This is a genomic window from Yoonia maritima (assembly GCF_002933395.1).
GTDB lineage: Bacteria > Pseudomonadota > Alphaproteobacteria > Rhodobacterales > Rhodobacteraceae > Yoonia > Yoonia maritima_A.
Window position 1 is genome coordinate 134,979 of sequence record NZ_PKFN01000010.1, and the last position, 17,375, is coordinate 152,353.

Below are 17,375 nucleotides of genomic sequence, written 5' to 3' on the forward strand. Positions count from 1 at the left end.
CATAGAACACCGCTGAAATGTATGAAACATATTCCAGAACGAGACTGGTTCAGTTCAGTCTTCGTTGGCAAAGATGGGGTGATATTCACCCCACCTTTTGATTTTATTAGCCGACTCGTTCATTGTCAGCGCGTTTTACCGCGATGATAGACGAACGCGGCAACGTGCCTTCACCGTCAGGGAAAGGTGCGGCCGGGTGCTGGATACCAACAAACATCGTGCGTTTATCAGCCGACCACGTTAGGCCCGTAACCTCGGACCCGTTAGGACCCGTTAGGAAGCGTTCGATTTGGCCGGTAGCCGGGTCGCCAGCAAGCATCTGATTATTGCCCATCCCGGCAAAATCACCTTCGTTGTCATCATCACCGTCGGTCTGAATCCACAGCAAACCTGTACTGTCGAACTGCATCCCGTCAGGCGAATTAAACAGGTTACCTTCGTTCACATTTGCTGACCCGCCGTAGGCACCTTCGTGCACGGTGGGGTTACCCGCCATTACGTATAGATCCCATGCAAACGTATCTGCAGCGTGATCGTCGTTGCTTGGGTACCAACGCACGATTTGACCATAGTTGTTTTCATCACGTGGGTTTGGACCGTTGGCCGCCGTGTCATCGCCGCCCGCATTTGGTTTGACACCACGGTTCTTGTTGTTGGTCAGGGCGCAATAAGCCTCGGCGGCGACAGGATTCACGGCAACCCACTCTGGGCGATCCATCGTCGTTGCGCCCACGTTAGACGCAGCCTGCCGCGTAAAGATCGCGATTTCGGCTTCGTCCATTCCGGTGGCTTCGGGCGTCAACGCAACCCATTCGCCTGTCAGGTCCGTGTTGAATTTCGCCACATAAAGCTGACCTTCATCAAGCAACGCAGATGTTGGGCCACCCGGAGTATAAACGCCAGCAGAGACGAATTTATACAGGAACTCACCACGCTCATCATCGCCCATGTAGACCACAACACGGCCATCAGGCGCGACAACGGCAGCCGCGTTTTCGTGCTTAAAGCGCCCAAGCGCAGTATGCTTGATTGGTGTCGATGTTGGATCGGTTGGGTCGATCTCAACAATGTAACCAAAGCGATGCGGCTCGTTTGGGTTCTTTGATGTGTCGAAACGCGTATCAAACTTTTCGTAAGCATAGCGACCTTCCATGCCGATGCCATAACGAGCGTAATCGTCAGGCGCGGTGAATTCAGGATCAGTCGAACCAAAATAGCCGTTAAAGTTTTCTTCGCATGTCAGGTAAGTGCCCCAAGGCGTCTTACCTGCACCACAGTTGTTCAGCGTGCCCAGCGCGGTCGTACCAGCAGGGTCGGCCTCTGTCTGAAGCAATGGGTGACCCGCGGCAGGGCCGGTAATTGTCATCGGGGTATTTTGCGTAATGCGGCGGTTCAAATCGCTGTCTTTGACAATAGCCCAACCATCAGCACCTTCGGCGATTTCCATCACCGTCACGCCCTGCATGTTTTGCAGTGTGAGCACATCATCAGCGCTTGTCGTTTCGCCACCAGTGTGCGGCAGGTTCACCTTTGGATTTACGTATTCGTGGTTCACCGCGATGACCTGACGACCATCGACAACGAATGCCTCCATCCCGTCAGTGTTTTCACCGAATACACGGTCAGAGCTAGCAACCGAAACGCCCGTTTCTTGACTTAGCTCTTCTGCGTCCGAAAATAGCGGCTCTCCCCATTTCGCAAGCGCATGCCAGCTATAGCCATCTGGAACGTGGATCGTGAAATCCGTCTGGGCCGCAATTGGCGTAAATGCAAAGCGGCTCGCTGTTTGTGCTTGTGCCGATGTGCCCGAAAGCAGACCGGCCCCCATCACAGCCGCACCAGACCCGTAAGCAACAACGCCAGTCAGGAACCCGCGACGCGACAAAGCGGCATCAACTACACCATCAAAATCAGTGGTTTCCGCAGCCGGGCGCTGCAGTTCATCCCATTCGTCCCAGGACAGATCATATGTATCGTTCGAATTCATCGCGCTTGCTCCTTGCTGGCGTGTATCGCCGGGAAGCTAAGCGCGAATTTTTGCAGTTTCGTGACAGTTTGGGCCGCCCTGCGACGGGCGGCGGCAATTAGTTGAACTTATTATCGCGTGGGAAACCACGTGGGGCCATCCGCCCAGCGCTGGCACGCTTGCCTGTCCACTCGTCTAGGTCCGTTTCTGTCCGTGTACGACCAGCCGGGTCAAGCCAGCTAAGCCCTGCTTCACGCGTGAACGTGGTTGCGTCAGACATACCGCCGTCTTTGTATTTTTGCAGACGGACACCTTTGCCGCGACCCATTTCGGGCAGTTCATCCAGCGGGAACACCAGCACCTTGCGGTTCTCACCGACGACAGCAACAGAATCACCATCGACGCGATGGCAAACGCGGGCAGCGCCGCTCGCAACGTTCAGCACCTGCTTACCCGTCCGGGTTTGCGCGATGATGTCATTTTCCGGCACAATAAACCCATTACCTTCGGCCGAGGCAAGCAACAGCTTAGCGCCGGGTTTATGGATCAGGATGTCGATGATTTCGGCCTCATTGGGCAGATCAATCATCAGGCGCAATGGTTCGCCCATGCCACGCCCACCCGGAAGGTTGGCGGCAGACACAGTGTAAAATCGGCCATTCGCACCAAACACCAACAGGCGATCCGTGGTTTCCGCATGAAAGATAAAGCGCGGACCATCACCGTCTTTGAACTTTAGTTCACGGGCGAGATCGATATGCCCTGTCATGGCGCGAATCCAACCCATCTTTGAGCAAACAACAGTGATCGGTTCTTTTTCGATCATCGCCTCAAGCGGAACTTCTACCACTTCGGCAGCTTCGGCGAATTGCGTACGACGCGCACCACCAACACTATCGCGACCGAACACCTTGCGGGTTTCACGCAGTTGCTCGGCGATTTTGGACCATTGCAGGTCTTCGCTAGCAAGCAATTCTTCGATACTTGCACGTTCCGCACGCAATGCATCACGTTCGGCAACCAGTTCCATTTCTTCAAGGCGGCGCAAGCTGCGCAGACGCATGTTCAAAATGGCCTCGGCTTGCGTTTCCGTTAGCGCAACTTCGGGGTCGCCCCCTACAGGCGATTGGTAATCAGCCTCGGAGGTGGCGCGAACATGTTCCTTAGCCCAATCTTCGGCCATCAACGCCTTTTTCGGGTCGTCATCATAGCGGATGATATCAATCACGCGATCCAAATGCAGGAACGCGATAATGAAACCTTCCAAGACTTCGAGACGGTGATCGATCTTTTCAAGACGATACTGACTGCGACGCGCCAGCACTTCGCGGCGATGATCAAGAAACGCACGCAACACTTCCTTGAGCGAACAAACCTTGGGGGTCACACCGTCAATCAGCACGTTCATGTTGAGGCTAAACCGCGTTTCCAGATCAGAATTGCGGAACAACATGCCCATCATGACTTCTGGATCGACGGTTTTTGCGCGTGGCTCTAGTACAATACGGATGTCGTCAGCAGATTCGTCGCGGACATCGGCCAGCAATGGTACTTTCTTCAACTGGATAACTTCGGCCAGCTTTTCAATCAGCTTCGACTTTTGAACCTGATACGGAATTTCGGAAACGACAACCTGCCATGTGCCACGGCCAAGGTCTTCGACCTCCCACTTTGCGCGCAAACGGAACGCGCCGCGTCCCGTACGATAGGCGTTCGCGATATTTTCAGGCGGCTCAACAATCACACCCCCGGTCGGGAAATCTGGACCTGGGATATAGTTCAAGAGCGTATCGTCACGGGCATCCGGCGTTTTGATCAGATGCAAACATGCGTCAATCAATTCGTGCAGGTTATGCGGCGGAATGTTCGTCGCCATACCAACAGCGATCCCGCTTGAGCCGTTAGCCAACAGGTTCGGGAAGGTCGCAGGCAGAACCGAAGGCTCTGTCAGGCGGCCATCATAGTTGTCGCGAAAATCAACGGAATCTTCGGATAGACCTTCCAGCAACGCTTCTGCGGCGGCGGTCATCCGGGCTTCTGTGTAACGCGACGCAGCGGGGTTATCGCCGTCGATGTTACCAAAGTTACCCTGCCCGTCGACAAGCGGATAACGCACGTTGAAATCCTGTGCGAGGCGGGCCATCGCATCATAGATGGCCATATCACCATGTGGGTGGAAATCACCCATGGTGTCACCGCTGATTTTAGCTGACTTCAGGAAACCACCCGTCGGCGATAGGCGCAGTCGGCTCATTGCATACAGGATGCGTCGGTGAACAGGCTTTAGCCCGTCACGCGCATCCGGCAAAGCACGGTGCATGATCGTTGACAGCGCATAGGTCAGGTAGCGATCACCAATAGCCTTGCGAAGCGTTTCAGTCGTATCGATTGGCCCCATTGCGGGCTCACTGCTCTTATCATTCATGACAATTTGTTTAGCGGGCGGAAAATCTGGCGTAAAGCAGAGAAAATTCCCCGTTTTTGGTAACGTGATCTCTGCGCATCTAGAGGCACACCAGTTTTTACGATTCGAAGTAACCCTTTGGGGGAATGTACCAGTGACCAAGTTGTTAATAGTGACCAGCCTATTCCTTGTTTGGGCTATGTTTGAAATGTCTGGCGGACAGTCCTTTGCCCCCGGGACTGCCCGTACAGACAACGCCATCCAAGAATCGGACGTCTTGATTGAAAAGACACGACTGCCAGCCGTGACCACTGTGTCGCTTGAACAGGCGGTTAGCGTCGAAGAAGCCCTAACCGACGCATCTTATGTCCCATTCAACGCGCCAATCATTAGCCACGATCCGCAAGCTCCAAGTGTGTTGCTCGCATCGTATGCCGAACCTGTCACAATGACCGATGCAACCTTGGTGCGCGATATACGTCGCGTTACGGGTGACAGCGTTAACGTGCGTCAAGGCGCAGGAACCCAGCACAGCGTCGTTGGCAAAGCGAACCGCGGCGACGAAGCCGAAGTACTGACAGTTGATGGCGATTGGGCCCAAGTTCACCTGATCAGCACCGGCGAGACTGGCTGGATGGCGTCCTGGCTTTTGACTGAATAACCAACCCACTCACGACCAGCGTTCAAACATATTTGGGAACTTTCGTGCCGCTTTGGTGTTCTTTTAGCAACACAGCAACGGAAGACCCAAAGATGTACAAGTTTATCATTTCAACCACATTATTATTCGCTTGGGCCTTCTTTGAAATTTCGGGCGGGTTCGATTTTGAACCGGGCTGCAACGGTTGCGATGTAACTGCGAACGACGTGATCAGTGAGCATCCTAGCACCTCTAGCCGTCAACATATCGCCGCATTTCCGGTCAACAATTACGACTACGTACCGTTTCACGAACCCATCATCGAAGCAGAGAAACCCGTTGTGACGGCACAGGTGATGCCATCATCTGCGATGGTCGTTCAGGCATCTTTTTCCACTGACGATACGACAGGTCCGCAACCTCAGAAGCCGCGCCAAGACCTGCGCGTCGTCACTGGCGACTGGGTGAACATTCGCGATGGTGCAGGCACCGGCTTTGCTGTCATGGACACTGTGCCCCATGGAACCGAAACGGAACTGCTTGATATGCAGGGCGACTGGGTCAAGGTGCGCTTGCTCGAAAGCAACGAAATCGGCTGGATCGCGTCATGGCTGATCAGTGACTAACCCTTTGCTTGCCACATCGCACTGAACACGGCACACATGCCGCATGACACAAAAAACCATTCTTATCACAGGCTGTTCATCCGGAATCGGGTACGATGCAGCACATGGATTGCGGGACGCCGGGTGGCGCGTCTTTGCCAGCTGCCGCCAACAGCTAGATTGCGATAGGTTAAAAAGCGAAGGCTTCGAAAGCCCGCTTATCGACTACGCTAACGGTGAAACCATCGTTAACGGGCTGACAGAGGTGCTTGAGGCGACAGGCGGCACGCTAGACGCGCTATACAATAACGGTGCCTTCGCCTGCCCCGGCGCCGTCGAGGATTTGCCAACAGACGGCCTGCGTGCGATCTTTGAAACCAACGTCTTTGGCTATCATGAACTGACACGACACGTGATTCCGGTGATGCGCGCCCAAGGGCATGGGCGGATCATCAACTGTTCTTCTGTGCTTGGACTGGTCCCGCTCAAATGGCGTGGGGCGTATGTTTCGACCAAATTCGCGCTTGAGGGTCTTACTGACGTTCTTCGGATTGAAATGCACGGCACCCCGATCAAAATCATCTTAGTCGAGCCGGGACCGATCACATCAGACATTCGCAAAAACGCGATTCCGCATTTCGAAAAATGGATCGACTGGGAAAACTCTGCACGAGCTGACGAATACAAAGATGTCATGTCACGGCTTTATACGGACAGCGGACCCGACAAATTCGAATTATCGGCCTCAGCGGTCACCAAGAAACTGCTGCACGCACTGACATCTGCACGCCCCAAACCGCGCTATTACGTCACAACGCCGACCTATCTTATGGGGTTTTTGCGACGTATCCTGCCAACGCGTTGGTTGGACGCATTGATTTTGCGCGGCTAAGGGGTTTCTTTGCCGCAAATGCCAGCTACATGGCTGACAATGCTCTTGAAGGATAAGACACATGGCGAATGACCCGTTTTTTTGGATCGTTGCAATCGCAGCGCTGGCCGTATTGGCGATTTTACTGTTTGGCATAGGTACATTCGGCAAAGGCGGCGAATTTAATCGGAAATACGCCAATAAAATCATGCGCTGGCGGATTGGGGCACAGTTTTTTGCCGTCATCCTGATCGTTGCATTCGCATATCTTCGCAGCCGAGGGGGCTGAACCATGGTCGTTCTAAATAAGATTTATACCAAAACGGGTGATGCGGGTAAAACCGCGCTTGGGAATGGTGACCGCGTTGCCAAACATGCGCTACGCGTGAATTCATACGGCACCGTCGATGAAACAAACGCGACTGTCGGATTGGCGCGCCTACATGCGTCCGGTGAAATCGACGCGCAATTGGCGATGATCCAAAATGATCTGTTCGATTTAGGCGCTGACCTTTGCCGCCCCGACATGGAGAAAGACGCCGAAGCCGAATACCCAGTGTTACGCATGTCGACAGCACAGGTGGAACGGCTTGAGATCGAAATCGACGCCATGACCGCCCGCGTAGACCCGCTGCGCAGTTTCGTGTTGCCAGGCGGTTCTGCTTTGGCCGCGCATCTACACCTTTGCCGCACCGTATCACGCCGCGCAGAGCGTCTTGCCGTTGAGCTATCAGGCGCTGAACCTGTGAATCCGGTCGCCGTAAAATACCTAAACCGCTTGTCTGATTGGTTTTTCCAAGCCAGCCGCATCGCCAACGCGAACGGCAAAGAAGACGTGCTTTGGGTGCCCGGCGCGAACCGTTAGAGCCGCAAGACATCATGCCCTGTATCAAACCGGATAGTTGTTTACACTGATTACGCTGCCAGTCTAAAATCCCATCTAAATTAACGATGGGAAATAATAGATGGGTTTGCCAACGATCGGCATGTTTTGGGACGGGCCACCGCTAGGGTTTGTTGAGCGGCTTTGTTTAACGTCTTTTATACATGCCGGACATCCTGTGGTCCTTTTCTCATACGGGAAAGTAGAAAACGCCCCTGACGGCGTGGAACTCGCGTCTGCAACTGACATTCTGGCCAAACCGAAAGAAATGGTACGGCATGGCCGTACCGGAAGTCCTGCGATTTACGCCGATAAATTCCGATATCATTTATTGGCCCAAAATGAAGGGATGATATGGTCTGACACTGATGCGTATTGCTTAAAGCCCTTCGCGCCCAACGCAGGATATTTCTTTGGCCGTGAGTCCGATAAAATCATCGCAAACGGCGTCATGGCGCTTCCTTCAAAATCAGCGACGCTGAATGACTTGATTAGTTTTTGCGAAGACGAATATGCGATTCCAACTTGGATGATGCCTAAGCACGTCAAAGAAATGGAAGAACGACAGGCAAATAACGACCCAATGCATGTGTCTGAAATGCCGTGGGGTGCATGGGGACCAAAGGCACTATCACATTTCTTAAAGAAAAATGATGAGTTCAAATATTCTTTGGCTCCTCATGTGCTTTATCCCGTGCCCTTCGAAGACCGTCGCATCTATTTCCGTGAGGCCTGGAAAACATGGAAACGTGTACAAGACGACACCGTTTCCATTCATTTTTATGGACGCCGTGTAAGAGAGCGCCTGAAGAACCGGTTTAAAGGTGGCCCCCCGGAAGATTCTGTGCTTGCTGAATTGGCCCAAAAGCACGGGGTTCCTATTGGCCCCCAATAAGCCCTTAAGCAGTGGTGGGTTAAAACCCACCCTACGTGCGACACGCCATGATGCGCGATAGCGGGATAAATGCTATCCCATTATCCATAAGCGTTATCATCACACCTACTCTTTAACTCGCCCCGCACATTCCCTGTTTCGCTGACACCAAGCGTCAGCTGCGATTATTTCTCTCTACGCCGAGCAACCTGACGTAAACGTCAAGAACGTGACGTCCCTGCCCCTTACCGCGTCGATTTTGCACTTTTGTCACCTGCGCTGAACGGCTAACAACGTTCTGAGACAGATAAAGATCAATTTTCTTGGGAGAGAAACGCAGATGAAGGTCATCGTACCCGTCAAGCGCGTGATCGACTATAATGTGAAGGTTCGCGTCAAAGCGGACGGCACAGGTGTCGATCTAGCAAACGTCAAAATGTCCATGAACCCATTCGACGAAATTGCCGTCGAAGAGGCAATTCGCCTACGCGAAGCTGGAAAAGTGGAAGAAGTCGTCGCTGTGTCCATCGGCGTTAAGCAGGCGCAGGAAACACTGCGCACTGCATTGGCCATGGGCGCGGATCGCGCGATCTTGGTTGTTGCGGCTGACGATGTGCACACTGACATCGAACCGCTGGCTGTTGCGAAAATCCTTGCCGGTATCGTCAAGGAAGAAAACCCTGATCTGGTGATCTGCGGAAAGCAAGCAATCGATAACGACATGAACGCAACGGGTCAGATGTTGTCTGCCCTACTGGGTTGGTCACAAGCGACATTCGCCTCAGAAGTTAATCTGGATGGCGACAGTGCTATTGTCACACGCGAAGTTGACGGCGGTCTTCAGACCATCAAAGTCAAAACGCCGACCATCATCAGCGTTGACTTGCGCCTGAACGAACCACGCTATGCGTCGCTTCCAAACATTATGAAGGCCAAGAAAAAGCCTTTGGATGAAAAGACACCTGCCGATTACGGCGTTGATGTCACCCCACGCCTAACCGTGGTCAGCACATCAGAGCCTGCAACACGTCAGGCTGGTATCATCGTTGGCTCTGTTGATGAGCTGGTCGAGAAACTCAAAGAAGCGGGGGCTGTGTAATGGCTGTTCTTCTACTTGCTGAAGTCACCGATGGCGCATTGGCCGTTGATGCAACTGCAAAAGCAGTGACTGCTGCGGCCGCGTTGGGTGAAGTGACCGTTCTCTGTGCTGGTGCATCGGCGAAAGCCGCTGCTGACGAAGCTGCAAAAATCGAGGGCGTTGCCAAGGTTCTTTGCGCCGAAGACGCAGCGCTTAGCCACCGTCTGGCCGAACCAACAGCGGCTTTGATCGTTTCATTGGCTGGCGACTATAGCCACATCGTTGCACCGGGCACGACTGACGCGAAAAACATCATCCCCCGCGTTGCGGCACTGCTAGACGTGATGGTGATTTCCGAAGTGACTGGCGTTGTTGACGCTGACACATTCGAGCGCCCAATCTACGCCGGCAACGCAATCCAGACTGTAAAATCTGGCGACGCGACGAAGGTCATGACAATCCGTACCGCTGGCTTTGACGCCGCCGGCATGGACGGTTCAGCTTCTGTCGAAACCATCGGTGCCGCGGCTGATCCTGCGCTGTCCGAATGGGTCGAAGACAAGGTCGCCGAATCCGATCGTCCCGAACTGACTTCTGCTGGCGTTGTTGTTTCCGGTGGTCGCGGTGTTGGTTCCGAAGAGGACTTTGCCCTGATCGAGAAACTGGCAGACAAGCTGGGCGCAGCTGTTGGCGCATCACGTGCTGCGGTCGACAGTGGCTATGCCCCGAACGACTGGCAAGTTGGCCAAACAGGTAAGGTGGTAGCACCTGATCTATACGTTGCTGTCGGCATCTCGGGTGCGATCCAGCACCTTGCCGGGATGAAAGACAGTAAGATCATCGTCGCAATTAACAAAGACGAAGAAGCACCAATCTTCCAAGTCGCCGACTTTGGTCTGGTCGCTGACCTGTTCGACGCTGTACCTGAGCTGACCGAAAAGCTGTAAGGCAGCAGTCGAGAAGAAATTGGAAAGGCCCACCTGAATAGGTGGGCCTTTTTTCTTACGAACTCAGCGACTTTGGGTGCCATCTGCTAAGCCGCTGCGTCGCAGCGGAGCTGACCTTGATCACCCACCCGATTTCGGCTACCCAGCCGCAGGCTTATCGGCTGCGATTTAACCTTTCGCGGCCATCAGCTCTTAGAGGGGCGAGGCTCAGGGTGGAATGACAATGGACGGCCTTCACACCGGCACAAAAGCTGAATTAGTTGGAAGCGATATCGCGCTAGCTGATCTTTGCTATGCCGTGGCCGGTAAATCCATTCTTTCTGACGTTTCCATTCAAACAAACGCTGCCCGTGTAGGTATTGTTGGTAGAAACGGATCAGGGAAGTCGACGCTTGCGCGCCTTATTGCAGGTTTGATTGCGCCGACTTCGGGAACAGCGCAGATCAATGGCAAAGACCTTTTCAAGAACCGCAAAGCGGCACTGACTGAAATCGGGATTTTGTTCCAAAATCCCGATCACCAGATCATCTTTCCCACGGTTGAAGAAGAAATCAGTTTCGGACTGCGCCAGCTAGGCCAATCCAAAGACACCGCCGCAACCAAGACCCAAGAAACGCTAACCAGTTTTGGTAAGGCACATTGGGCCGAGGCATATATCAACACGCTATCGCAGGGTCAGAAACACTTGGTGTGCTTGATGGCAGTTGCGGCCATGGCCCCAAAAACGATCATTCTTGATGAACCGTTCACCGGGCTCGATATCCCGACAAAGGCACAGCTCAACCGCTATCTTTCGCAGTATCACGGTAGCCTGATCCACATCACACATGATCCTGCCGACCTTATCCAATACGATTATGTGATTTGGCTAGAACAGGGCGCCGTTCAGCAAACTGGGCATCCCGATGACGTGCTGCCTGCCTATGTTGCACGCATGAATGAATTGGGGGGATCCGATGATATCTCTGACCTCTCCGATTAGGACCAAAGCCCACAGCTGGCCCGCTGGCGCAAAGCTGGCAACGCTATGCGTTTCGACTGTTGCGCTGTTTTATGTTCAGAACGCCGCCATTCATGCCGCTATCTTCGCTGGCATCCTGACGCTCTATGCGCTGCCGGGAGGTGCGTTTTTTATGACAGGCCTCCGCGCCTTGCGTTTGCTGTGGCCATTCATTGTGGTGGTCGCGATCTGGCATCTTTGGACCGGCGAAGTCGCACTGGGCGCCGCTGTTATCCTACGGATGATGTCCGCAGTGGCGCTGGCAAATCTAGTGACGATGACAACGCTGTTGTCAGATATGATCGACGTTGTTCGCACAATTACACGGCCACTAGCCCGTTTCGGGTTACGGCCAAACATACTCGAATTAGCAATTGCATTGGTAATCCGGCTTACCCCGGTTCTTGTTGAAAAAGGATCGCTGCTGTCGCAATCATGGCGCGCGCGGTCTTGCCGGCCCTCGGGCTGGCGTATCATCTTACCTTTCACCGTACTCGCGCTGGATGACGCGGACCAAGTCGCAGAAGCCCTGCGCGCACGCGGTGGATTTGACACAATGAAGGATACCTAAATGGAAAAGAACGTAACCTTGATCGCCCTATTCGCGGGACTTATCGCGGCGCTAGGCATTATCCCTGCAATCACACTCGGGTTCGGCGTACCCATCACCGCACAAAGCCTTGGCGTCATGCTCTGCGGTACGATTTTGGGATCGAAACGCGGCGGTCTTGCGGTCTTGTTATTCTTGCTGGTTGTTGCCATCGGTGTCCCGCTGCTCTCTGGTGGCCGTGGCGGCTTGGGCGTATTTGCATCACCGTCCGCTGGCTTCTTGATTGGCTGGCCTGTTGCCGCATTCGTCACTGGCCTTATCGTTGAAAAATGGAACGGTGCGCCTTTGATGATCATTGCTGGTATCGCTTCTGTCGTTGGCGGCGTCATCGTGATGTACGCATTCGGCATCGTCGGCATGTCTATCGCGCTCGACAAAACGCTGCTTGAATCCACTGGATTGGTCACTGCGTTTATTCCCGGCGATTTGCTGAAGGCAGGTATCGCAGGCATGTTAACCTCGGCACTAGCCAAAGCGCGCCCAGCAAGCGTTCTATCGCGTGCAGATGCCGTCTGATCTAACTGATCTTCTACGCCAACGGCGATCTATCCGGGCCTTTACCCAAGACCCGGTTGATCGTCACACGGTAGAGCGGCTGTGCACTGCCGCTCGCTGTGCACCAAGCGGTGCAAACCTTCAGCCCGGTCAGTTTCACGTGCTAACAGGTACGGCGCTGACCGAACTTAAGACGCGGCTTGGTCAGGCTGTCGCTGACAACACCCCAATCGATCTTGAATATTCATACTTTCCCGATGTGATGCAGCCCGAGCTAAAAGATCGGCAACGCAAAGCGGGTTTTGCGCTTTACGAGGCGCTTGGAATTGCTCGCCGTGATGTCACCGGGCGACGTGATCAATTCGCCAAAAACTACTGCTTTTTCGATGCCCCTATTGGTATTGTGATCACCATCAATCGGGACATGGGCAAAGGCTGCTTTATGGATCTTGGTATGGCGATCATGGCGTTTTTACTGGCCGCCGAAGACGAAGGTCTAGGTGCGTCAGGGATTGGCGCATTGGCAAACTATGGGGCTATCGTGCATGACCACCTCGAACTGCCGCAGAATGAAATGGTCGTTTGCGGAATCGCGCTTGGTGTTCCCGACATGGACGCAAATGTGAACCAGTTTCGCACTGAACGCCTGCCGCTTGACGCGTTTACGACCTTTCGCGGGTTCGACGACTAATCCGAACGCAACACAACAGCCGAGCCCAAACCACCAGCTGACGCAATCGCGGCAACGCCCGTACCCTTCGTTCGCAGCAACTGATGGAACAAACGCGCAGCAAGTATTGCCCCAGAAGCCCCAATGGGGTGGCCCCAAGCAAGCGCACCTCCATGCCGATTAACGACTTCTACAGGCAGGTTTGCGCCCTGCTGACAGGCGATTGCTTGAATGGCAAAAGCCTCCATAATCTCGGCGCTGATCAGATCATCAACCTTCACCCCAGCCATGTCCAAGACCGCGTTGATTGCCTTGACCGGCGCGATACCGGGTAGCACGGGATCGTCGCCTAGGGTTTTACCGGCAACGAACTCGACAGTATCGATCCCATGATCGGCGATATATTTCTCAGACGCGAGCACAACAAACCCTGCCCCATCAGCCGCGACAGCCATGTTTGCGGCAGTGATACTACCAACCACGACCGGGGCCTTGTCACACAGACGCGCGGAAAGGTTACGCGTAAATGCATCCCCGCCAATTCCCTCGACTGGCACGATTTCAGGGTGCACGCCGACCAGCGCCTTAGCATGGCTTTCGATTGCCCATGCGTCTTGTTCGGCCTTGCTGATCCCAAGTTTTTGGGCAAGCCTATCAGCGGCAAGGGCCATATCAGGATCTCGGTCCGCCCACGGGGTAAAACACGCCTGATCGTAGGGCGCCGGATCACGACCATCCGCAAAGGTTTGGTACCGCAATGGTCGACGCGAATAGCTTTCGACACCTCCCGCAATCACAACGTGGTGCTGACCAGACCGGATCATCGCATCAGCCAAGACAAGGGCATCCAAACCGCCCGCGCATTGCCGATCAATTGACAACCCCGCAACCCGGTCAGGCAATCCTGCATGCAAGGCAATAATACGCGCTGGGTTCCCGCCCGCGCCCAGCGCATTGGACACAACCAATTCGCCAATATCTGCAGGCGAAATCGCGGCATCTCGAAGCAATTGTAAAAGAACCGGCTTAGCTATTTCTTCAATCGAAAGATGGGCCAACGCACCGTTGCGGGGGACCACCGGACTTCGCCTTGCAGCGATCAGATAGGTCTTGGTCATCCGTCAGCCGCAACTATTTCACGCAACAACTGTAAGTCAGGCTTTCCCGCGGCAAGCATCGGGATCTTATCAACGATCCGTATGTCTTTGGGAACTGAATGCTGTCCAACCATCATCTTACAGTGCCTATGAACAATTGCGGAGGTCAGGCTTTCATCAATAGATTGTACAAAACAAATCAAACGATTACCCCGTTTTTGGTCCGGCGTGGTAACGACTGCACATTGCTGCGCAGCGTCCAATTGCATAACGCAGCGTTCGACCTCTTCAGGAAAAACATTTGTATCTGCAACCGTCACCATGCGGTTTTTGCGTCCGCTTAGAAACAAATAGCCGCTACCGTCCATATACCCCATCTCGCCAATGCTCAGATACGTGCCATCCCATTGAGTATCCGGATGATCACCGGCCTCATACCCGTCATATAGATACGGGCTTGCGACCCAGAGCTCTCCGGCTGAGGCATTATCAGTGGTAGCAATGCGCAGTTGAACCCCCGGATAAAGCCGCCCAACAGACCCCGGCGGCGTATTTTCATCTGACATAGTGATGAAACTGGTTTCGCTCGCGCCAAAGATTTCATGCACGTGGGCAGCGGGAAACAAACGGTGCAACGCGTCTTTCACCCGAGAGCTCAGCTTACCACCACCCGAAAAGATATGCCGCACGTGCGGTAATGCGCTAATTTGCGCCAAAGCTGCGCCCTTTATCAGCAGTGTCAGTTGGGTTGGCGTTGCATAAAGGATCGAAACACCAAAGCTCTGGACTGCGCGCACCTGACGCTGCGGACCAAGGTTCGTCAGCGAACAAATATCAGCGCCTAGGCTCAATGCCTCTACCGTTGCATAAAGCGTTAACGAATGCCCCAAAGCGCCCAACGTTGCATAGGTATCATCAGATGATATTGAAAATCGGTCAGATGCAATTGCAAAACTCTTGTTCCATGTATCCGGCTTGCGGCGGATCACCTTTGGCTGACCGCTTGATCCTGACGTTTCGCACATCAACCATTGCGGCCCAGCCGCGCCAGCGGCAATCGGTTCGCCAGCAGATTGGCTTGCCTTGATCGTCGCACCGCGGGTTAGGCAATCGACCAGCACATCAATGCCACGAACATCTGGTGTCAGGATTTCACTGAGGCTACTTAGCGTAAATTTCATTTCATTTTTCATATCACGCCTAATCTAACACTTTACCGTCCCGTGATGGAACGGACGATAAACAGCCAACAAAATGAAATCAGCTGGGTGAACAAATAGACGCTGCGTGCTCCATGATCGCTATGCGCGTTCATGAACCGGTCCTCTTGCTCCAATTTTCGTGACTTCCTTTGGTCCGGAAATGGGCAGCCCGAATGGGAAAACATGTTCATTCCTTCCTGCATGGCCAAGTTCAACAGTTGACCCAAGCAGAAATTACCGCTTGTCTCTATGCAGATAAATGAAACGCTTTGAATTGATCATTTCATGGATGAAAAGAATGTAGATTGGCGGGATCTCCACCTCTTTCTCGCTGTTGCGCGCGAAGGTGGGCTGTCACCCGCCGCCAAAGTGTCAGGCAGCAGCCCCGCGACGCTGGGTCGTCGTATGCTTGCGCTTGAACGGACAATGGGGCGCGACCTGTTCGTACGGCATGATCGCGGCTATGAACTCACGGTAGACGCCCGCGATCTTTTGATCAAGTTGACGGATATTGAATCTCTCATCCGTCAGGCTACTGTACCGATCGACAAGCAGCCTATGCCGGTCGTTAAGGTATCAGCCGGGTCGTGGACAACGCTTCACTTACTAAAGCATATTGACCAGATTACAGGCACACCAGCCGATATCAAACTGCGGTTCATCGCTGCCGAAAACATCCTAGATATCCCACATCGCGAGGTCGTCATCGGATTTAGAAACGGCCGACCAACCAGTCCCAATCTTGCTGGGCGCAAGATGTCACGTGTTGAATTTGCTCCGTACGCAACGCCTGATGCGCCCAAGCAATGGATCAAAGTGATCGCTGACACCCCTTCCGCACTGTGGGTTGATCGTATGATTGGTAACGACGCCATTCATCAGGTGAACGCACCACGCAATAGTCTCGACCTTGCGCTGCTTGGCAAAGGAATCGCGCTTTTGCCGACATTCATCGGCGATACAGAATCGACATTAGATCGGGTTGGCGAAACCATTGCAGAACTCGCACATGATCAATGGATTGTAACGCACCATGAGGACAGACACCTTCCCGAGGTGCGGCGCGCCATTGACCGGATGTATCACGCGCTCGAACGGTTGTAGGACTGTATTACGAAGCATGATAAAGCTGCACCCGGATCGTTTCTATCAGTCTTGCGCTTGCCTCTTGATGGCATTGGACGCCCAGCATCTCAGTCGCCATCGCAGCCTGTGAAGCCGGATAAAACATTCCCGTCGTCCCTGCTGCTAACGCCGCTGGTGTTGGGTTCGCAACAACGATATCCAGCACCAATGAACGCAACTCATCAACCATAGACGCGGTTATAAACAGCGGATCGGCCTGCAACTGCGACGGACGCAATGTCCAGTTCTGGTCGTCGAACTGTTCATCAGAAAACCAAAGTAGGATCACGCGCCCCCCGATTTGACCCAACATGTTTCTCATACGTGCAAGCCACGCTTCTCGGAGTTCGTTTACGACAGTTTCGAACCGATCTGGCGACTTTCCGTGAAGGGCACCCAACATATGGCGCGTAAAAGCGAATTCTGAAAAATCCACATCATGGTAAATCGCCTGTAACACCGTTGATGCCTTAAGGAACCGATCATTTCGACGCGGATGAACCGAATAGAAGCGATTGGATAAATTATTCGCCCCCATGACCTGAACGACCGTCAAATCCGCATCCCGGCAGATTTCCATCACTGACGTATCGTTAACAAATGCATCGATACCACCGTTTACGCACCCAAAGTTTACGCAGGTTTGCCGCATCGCCCTTTCGACTAGCACTGGAAACGGCTTTTCAATGAATTTGCCATAAGTCTCTGTACCGCCGACAAACGCCATATACGGCCGATCAAGCCGCCTTCGCGGGCCGCGAAATAATACTTTTGAACTGCCGTATCGACATGGCGCATAGCCAAGCTCTTCGGCCTCGATCACCTCTTGTTTCATGGTTCCTACCGATTCTAATTCTCACCCAGAATGCAGATTCGCCGAAATCCTTTGCCAAATTCCTAATGGCAAA

At 53.5% G+C, this 17,375-nt stretch carries 18 protein-coding genes; 13 read left to right on the top strand and 5 right to left on the bottom strand.

Features of this window, described 5'->3' with window-relative positions:
* Positions 1-106: 106 nt before the first annotated feature.
* Both CYQ09_RS13935 and CYQ09_RS13940 read right to left on the bottom strand, forming a co-directional pair.
* Entirely contained in the window at positions 107-1,987 is a 1,881-nt protein-coding gene (locus tag CYQ09_RS13935; protein ID WP_106746007.1) for a PhoX family protein, read from the bottom strand.
* A 97-nt stretch (positions 1,988-2,084) separates the two neighbouring features.
* On the bottom strand, positions 2,085-4,391 hold the full coding sequence (locus CYQ09_RS13940) for a DNA topoisomerase IV subunit A (RefSeq protein WP_106746008.1): 2,307 nt from the start codon (positions 4,389-4,391) through the stop codon (positions 2,085-2,087).
* Between the two features lie 133 nt (positions 4,392-4,524).
* Between CYQ09_RS13940 and CYQ09_RS13945 the strand changes: the two genes are divergently transcribed.
* From CYQ09_RS13945 to CYQ09_RS14000, 12 genes are all read left to right on the top strand, one after another.
* Positions 4,525-5,031 (top strand): SH3 domain-containing protein, encoded by a 507-nt coding sequence (locus CYQ09_RS13945; RefSeq protein WP_162617681.1) that lies wholly within the window; start codon positions 4,525-4,527, stop codon positions 5,029-5,031.
* Between the two features lie 92 nt (positions 5,032-5,123).
* Entirely contained in the window at positions 5,124-5,636 is a 513-nt protein-coding gene (locus CYQ09_RS13950) for an SH3 domain-containing protein (protein ID WP_162617682.1), read from the top strand.
* A 43-nt stretch (positions 5,637-5,679) separates the two neighbouring features.
* The gene (locus CYQ09_RS13955; RefSeq protein WP_106746011.1) at positions 5,680-6,507 is read left to right on the top strand and encodes an SDR family NAD(P)-dependent oxidoreductase; all 828 of its coding nucleotides are present in this window, start codon (positions 5,680-5,682) and stop codon (positions 6,505-6,507) included.
* Positions 6,508-6,568: 61 nt separating this feature from the next.
* A complete protein-coding gene (locus tag CYQ09_RS13960) occupies positions 6,569-6,775 on the top strand; it encodes a twin transmembrane helix small protein (RefSeq protein WP_106746012.1) in 207 nt (68 codons plus the stop codon).
* 3 nt (positions 6,776-6,778) lie between these two features.
* The gene (locus CYQ09_RS13965; protein WP_106746013.1) at positions 6,779-7,351 is read left to right on the top strand and encodes a cob(I)yrinic acid a,c-diamide adenosyltransferase; all 573 of its coding nucleotides are present in this window, start codon (positions 6,779-6,781) and stop codon (positions 7,349-7,351) included.
* A gap of 100 nt (positions 7,352-7,451) precedes the next feature.
* Positions 7,452-8,264 carry a hypothetical protein gene (locus tag CYQ09_RS13970; protein WP_106746014.1) on the top strand — a complete coding sequence of 271 codons (813 nt, stop codon included), beginning with the start codon at positions 7,452-7,454 and terminating at the stop codon, positions 8,262-8,264.
* 319 nt (positions 8,265-8,583) lie between these two features.
* A complete protein-coding gene (locus CYQ09_RS13975; RefSeq protein ID WP_106746015.1) occupies positions 8,584-9,342 on the top strand; it encodes an electron transfer flavoprotein subunit beta/FixA family protein in 759 nt (252 codons plus the stop codon).
* On the top strand, positions 9,342-10,268 hold the full coding sequence (locus tag CYQ09_RS13980; RefSeq protein ID WP_106746016.1) for an electron transfer flavoprotein subunit alpha/FixB family protein: 927 nt from the start codon (positions 9,342-9,344) through the stop codon (positions 10,266-10,268). The genes CYQ09_RS13975 and CYQ09_RS13980 overlap by 1 nt, the downstream gene beginning before the upstream one ends.
* A gap of 223 nt (positions 10,269-10,491) precedes the next feature.
* Positions 10,492-11,250 (top strand): energy-coupling factor ABC transporter ATP-binding protein, encoded by a 759-nt coding sequence (locus tag CYQ09_RS13985; RefSeq protein ID WP_106746017.1) that lies wholly within the window; start codon positions 10,492-10,494, stop codon positions 11,248-11,250.
* Complete coding sequence (locus tag CYQ09_RS13990; RefSeq protein WP_106746018.1) at positions 11,225-11,839, top strand: energy-coupling factor transporter transmembrane component T family protein; 615 nt, start codon at positions 11,225-11,227, stop codon at positions 11,837-11,839. The genes CYQ09_RS13985 and CYQ09_RS13990 overlap by 26 nt, the downstream gene beginning before the upstream one ends.
* Positions 11,840-12,394 (top strand): biotin transporter BioY, encoded by a 555-nt coding sequence (locus CYQ09_RS13995; protein ID WP_106746019.1) that lies wholly within the window; start codon positions 11,840-11,842, stop codon positions 12,392-12,394.
* A complete protein-coding gene (locus CYQ09_RS14000) occupies positions 12,384-13,064 on the top strand; it encodes a nitroreductase (RefSeq protein WP_106746020.1) in 681 nt (226 codons plus the stop codon). Before CYQ09_RS13995 ends, CYQ09_RS14000 begins: the two co-directional genes overlap by 11 nt.
* Here the strand turns inward: CYQ09_RS14000 and CYQ09_RS14005 are convergent.
* Positions 13,061-14,161, bottom strand: coding sequence for a thiolase family protein (locus CYQ09_RS14005; protein ID WP_106746021.1), 1,101 nt, complete (start codon positions 14,159-14,161; stop codon positions 13,061-13,063). The genes CYQ09_RS14000 and CYQ09_RS14005 overlap by 4 nt on opposite strands.
* The gene (locus CYQ09_RS14010) at positions 14,158-15,321 is read right to left on the bottom strand and encodes an AMP-binding protein (RefSeq protein ID WP_162617683.1); all 1,164 of its coding nucleotides are present in this window, start codon (positions 15,319-15,321) and stop codon (positions 14,158-14,160) included. Before CYQ09_RS14010 ends, CYQ09_RS14005 begins: the two co-directional genes overlap by 4 nt.
* A gap of 306 nt (positions 15,322-15,627) precedes the next feature.
* Here CYQ09_RS14010 and CYQ09_RS14015 point away from each other — a divergent pair, with 306 nt between their 5' ends.
* Positions 15,628-16,446: a LysR family transcriptional regulator gene (locus CYQ09_RS14015; protein ID WP_106746023.1), complete on the top strand. Its 819-nt coding sequence runs from the start codon at positions 15,628-15,630 to the stop codon at positions 16,444-16,446.
* 7 nt (positions 16,447-16,453) lie between these two features.
* Here CYQ09_RS14015 and CYQ09_RS14020 read toward each other — a convergent pair whose 3' ends face one another.
* Positions 16,454-17,302, bottom strand: coding sequence for a DUF6473 family protein (locus tag CYQ09_RS14020; protein ID WP_106746024.1), 849 nt, complete (start codon positions 17,300-17,302; stop codon positions 16,454-16,456).
* Positions 17,303-17,375 lie beyond the last annotated feature (73 nt).

What these genes read in the sequence shown, in the direction of transcription:
- CYQ09_RS13935 (WP_106746007.1), bottom strand. Translation starts at nt 1,987, where the DNA reads ATGAATTCGAACGATACATATGATCTGTCCTGGGACGAATGGGATGAA.
- CYQ09_RS13940 (WP_106746008.1), bottom strand. Translation starts at nt 4,391, where the DNA reads ATGAATGATAAGAGCAGTGAGCCCGCAATGGGGCCAATCGATACGACT.
- CYQ09_RS13950 (WP_162617682.1), top strand. Translation starts at nt 5,124, where the DNA reads ATGTACAAGTTTATCATTTCAACCACATTATTATTCGCTTGGGCCTTC.
- CYQ09_RS13955 (WP_106746011.1), top strand. Translation starts at nt 5,680, where the DNA reads ATGACACAAAAAACCATTCTTATCACAGGCTGTTCATCCGGAATCGGG.
- CYQ09_RS13960 (WP_106746012.1), top strand. Translation starts at nt 6,569, where the DNA reads ATGGCGAATGACCCGTTTTTTTGGATCGTTGCAATCGCAGCGCTGGCC.
- CYQ09_RS13965 (WP_106746013.1), top strand. Translation starts at nt 6,779, where the DNA reads ATGGTCGTTCTAAATAAGATTTATACCAAAACGGGTGATGCGGGTAAA.
- CYQ09_RS13970 (WP_106746014.1), top strand. Translation starts at nt 7,452, where the DNA reads ATGGGTTTGCCAACGATCGGCATGTTTTGGGACGGGCCACCGCTAGGG.
- CYQ09_RS13975 (WP_106746015.1), top strand. Translation starts at nt 8,584, where the DNA reads ATGAAGGTCATCGTACCCGTCAAGCGCGTGATCGACTATAATGTGAAG.
- CYQ09_RS13980 (WP_106746016.1), top strand. Translation starts at nt 9,342, where the DNA reads ATGGCTGTTCTTCTACTTGCTGAAGTCACCGATGGCGCATTGGCCGTT.
- CYQ09_RS13985 (WP_106746017.1), top strand. Translation starts at nt 10,492, where the DNA reads ATGGACGGCCTTCACACCGGCACAAAAGCTGAATTAGTTGGAAGCGAT.
- CYQ09_RS13990 (WP_106746018.1), top strand. Translation starts at nt 11,225, where the DNA reads ATGATATCTCTGACCTCTCCGATTAGGACCAAAGCCCACAGCTGGCCC.
- CYQ09_RS13995 (WP_106746019.1), top strand. Translation starts at nt 11,840, where the DNA reads ATGGAAAAGAACGTAACCTTGATCGCCCTATTCGCGGGACTTATCGCG.
- CYQ09_RS14000 (WP_106746020.1), top strand. Translation starts at nt 12,384, where the DNA reads ATGCCGTCTGATCTAACTGATCTTCTACGCCAACGGCGATCTATCCGG.
- CYQ09_RS14005 (WP_106746021.1), bottom strand. Translation starts at nt 14,161, where the DNA reads ATGACCAAGACCTATCTGATCGCTGCAAGGCGAAGTCCGGTGGTCCCC.
- CYQ09_RS14010 (WP_162617683.1), bottom strand. Translation starts at nt 15,321, where the DNA reads ATGAAATTTACGCTAAGTAGCCTCAGTGAAATCCTGACACCAGATGTT.
- CYQ09_RS14015 (WP_106746023.1), top strand. Translation starts at nt 15,628, where the DNA reads ATGGATGAAAAGAATGTAGATTGGCGGGATCTCCACCTCTTTCTCGCT.
- CYQ09_RS14020 (WP_106746024.1), bottom strand. Translation starts at nt 17,302, where the DNA reads ATGAAACAAGAGGTGATCGAGGCCGAAGAGCTTGGCTATGCGCCATGT.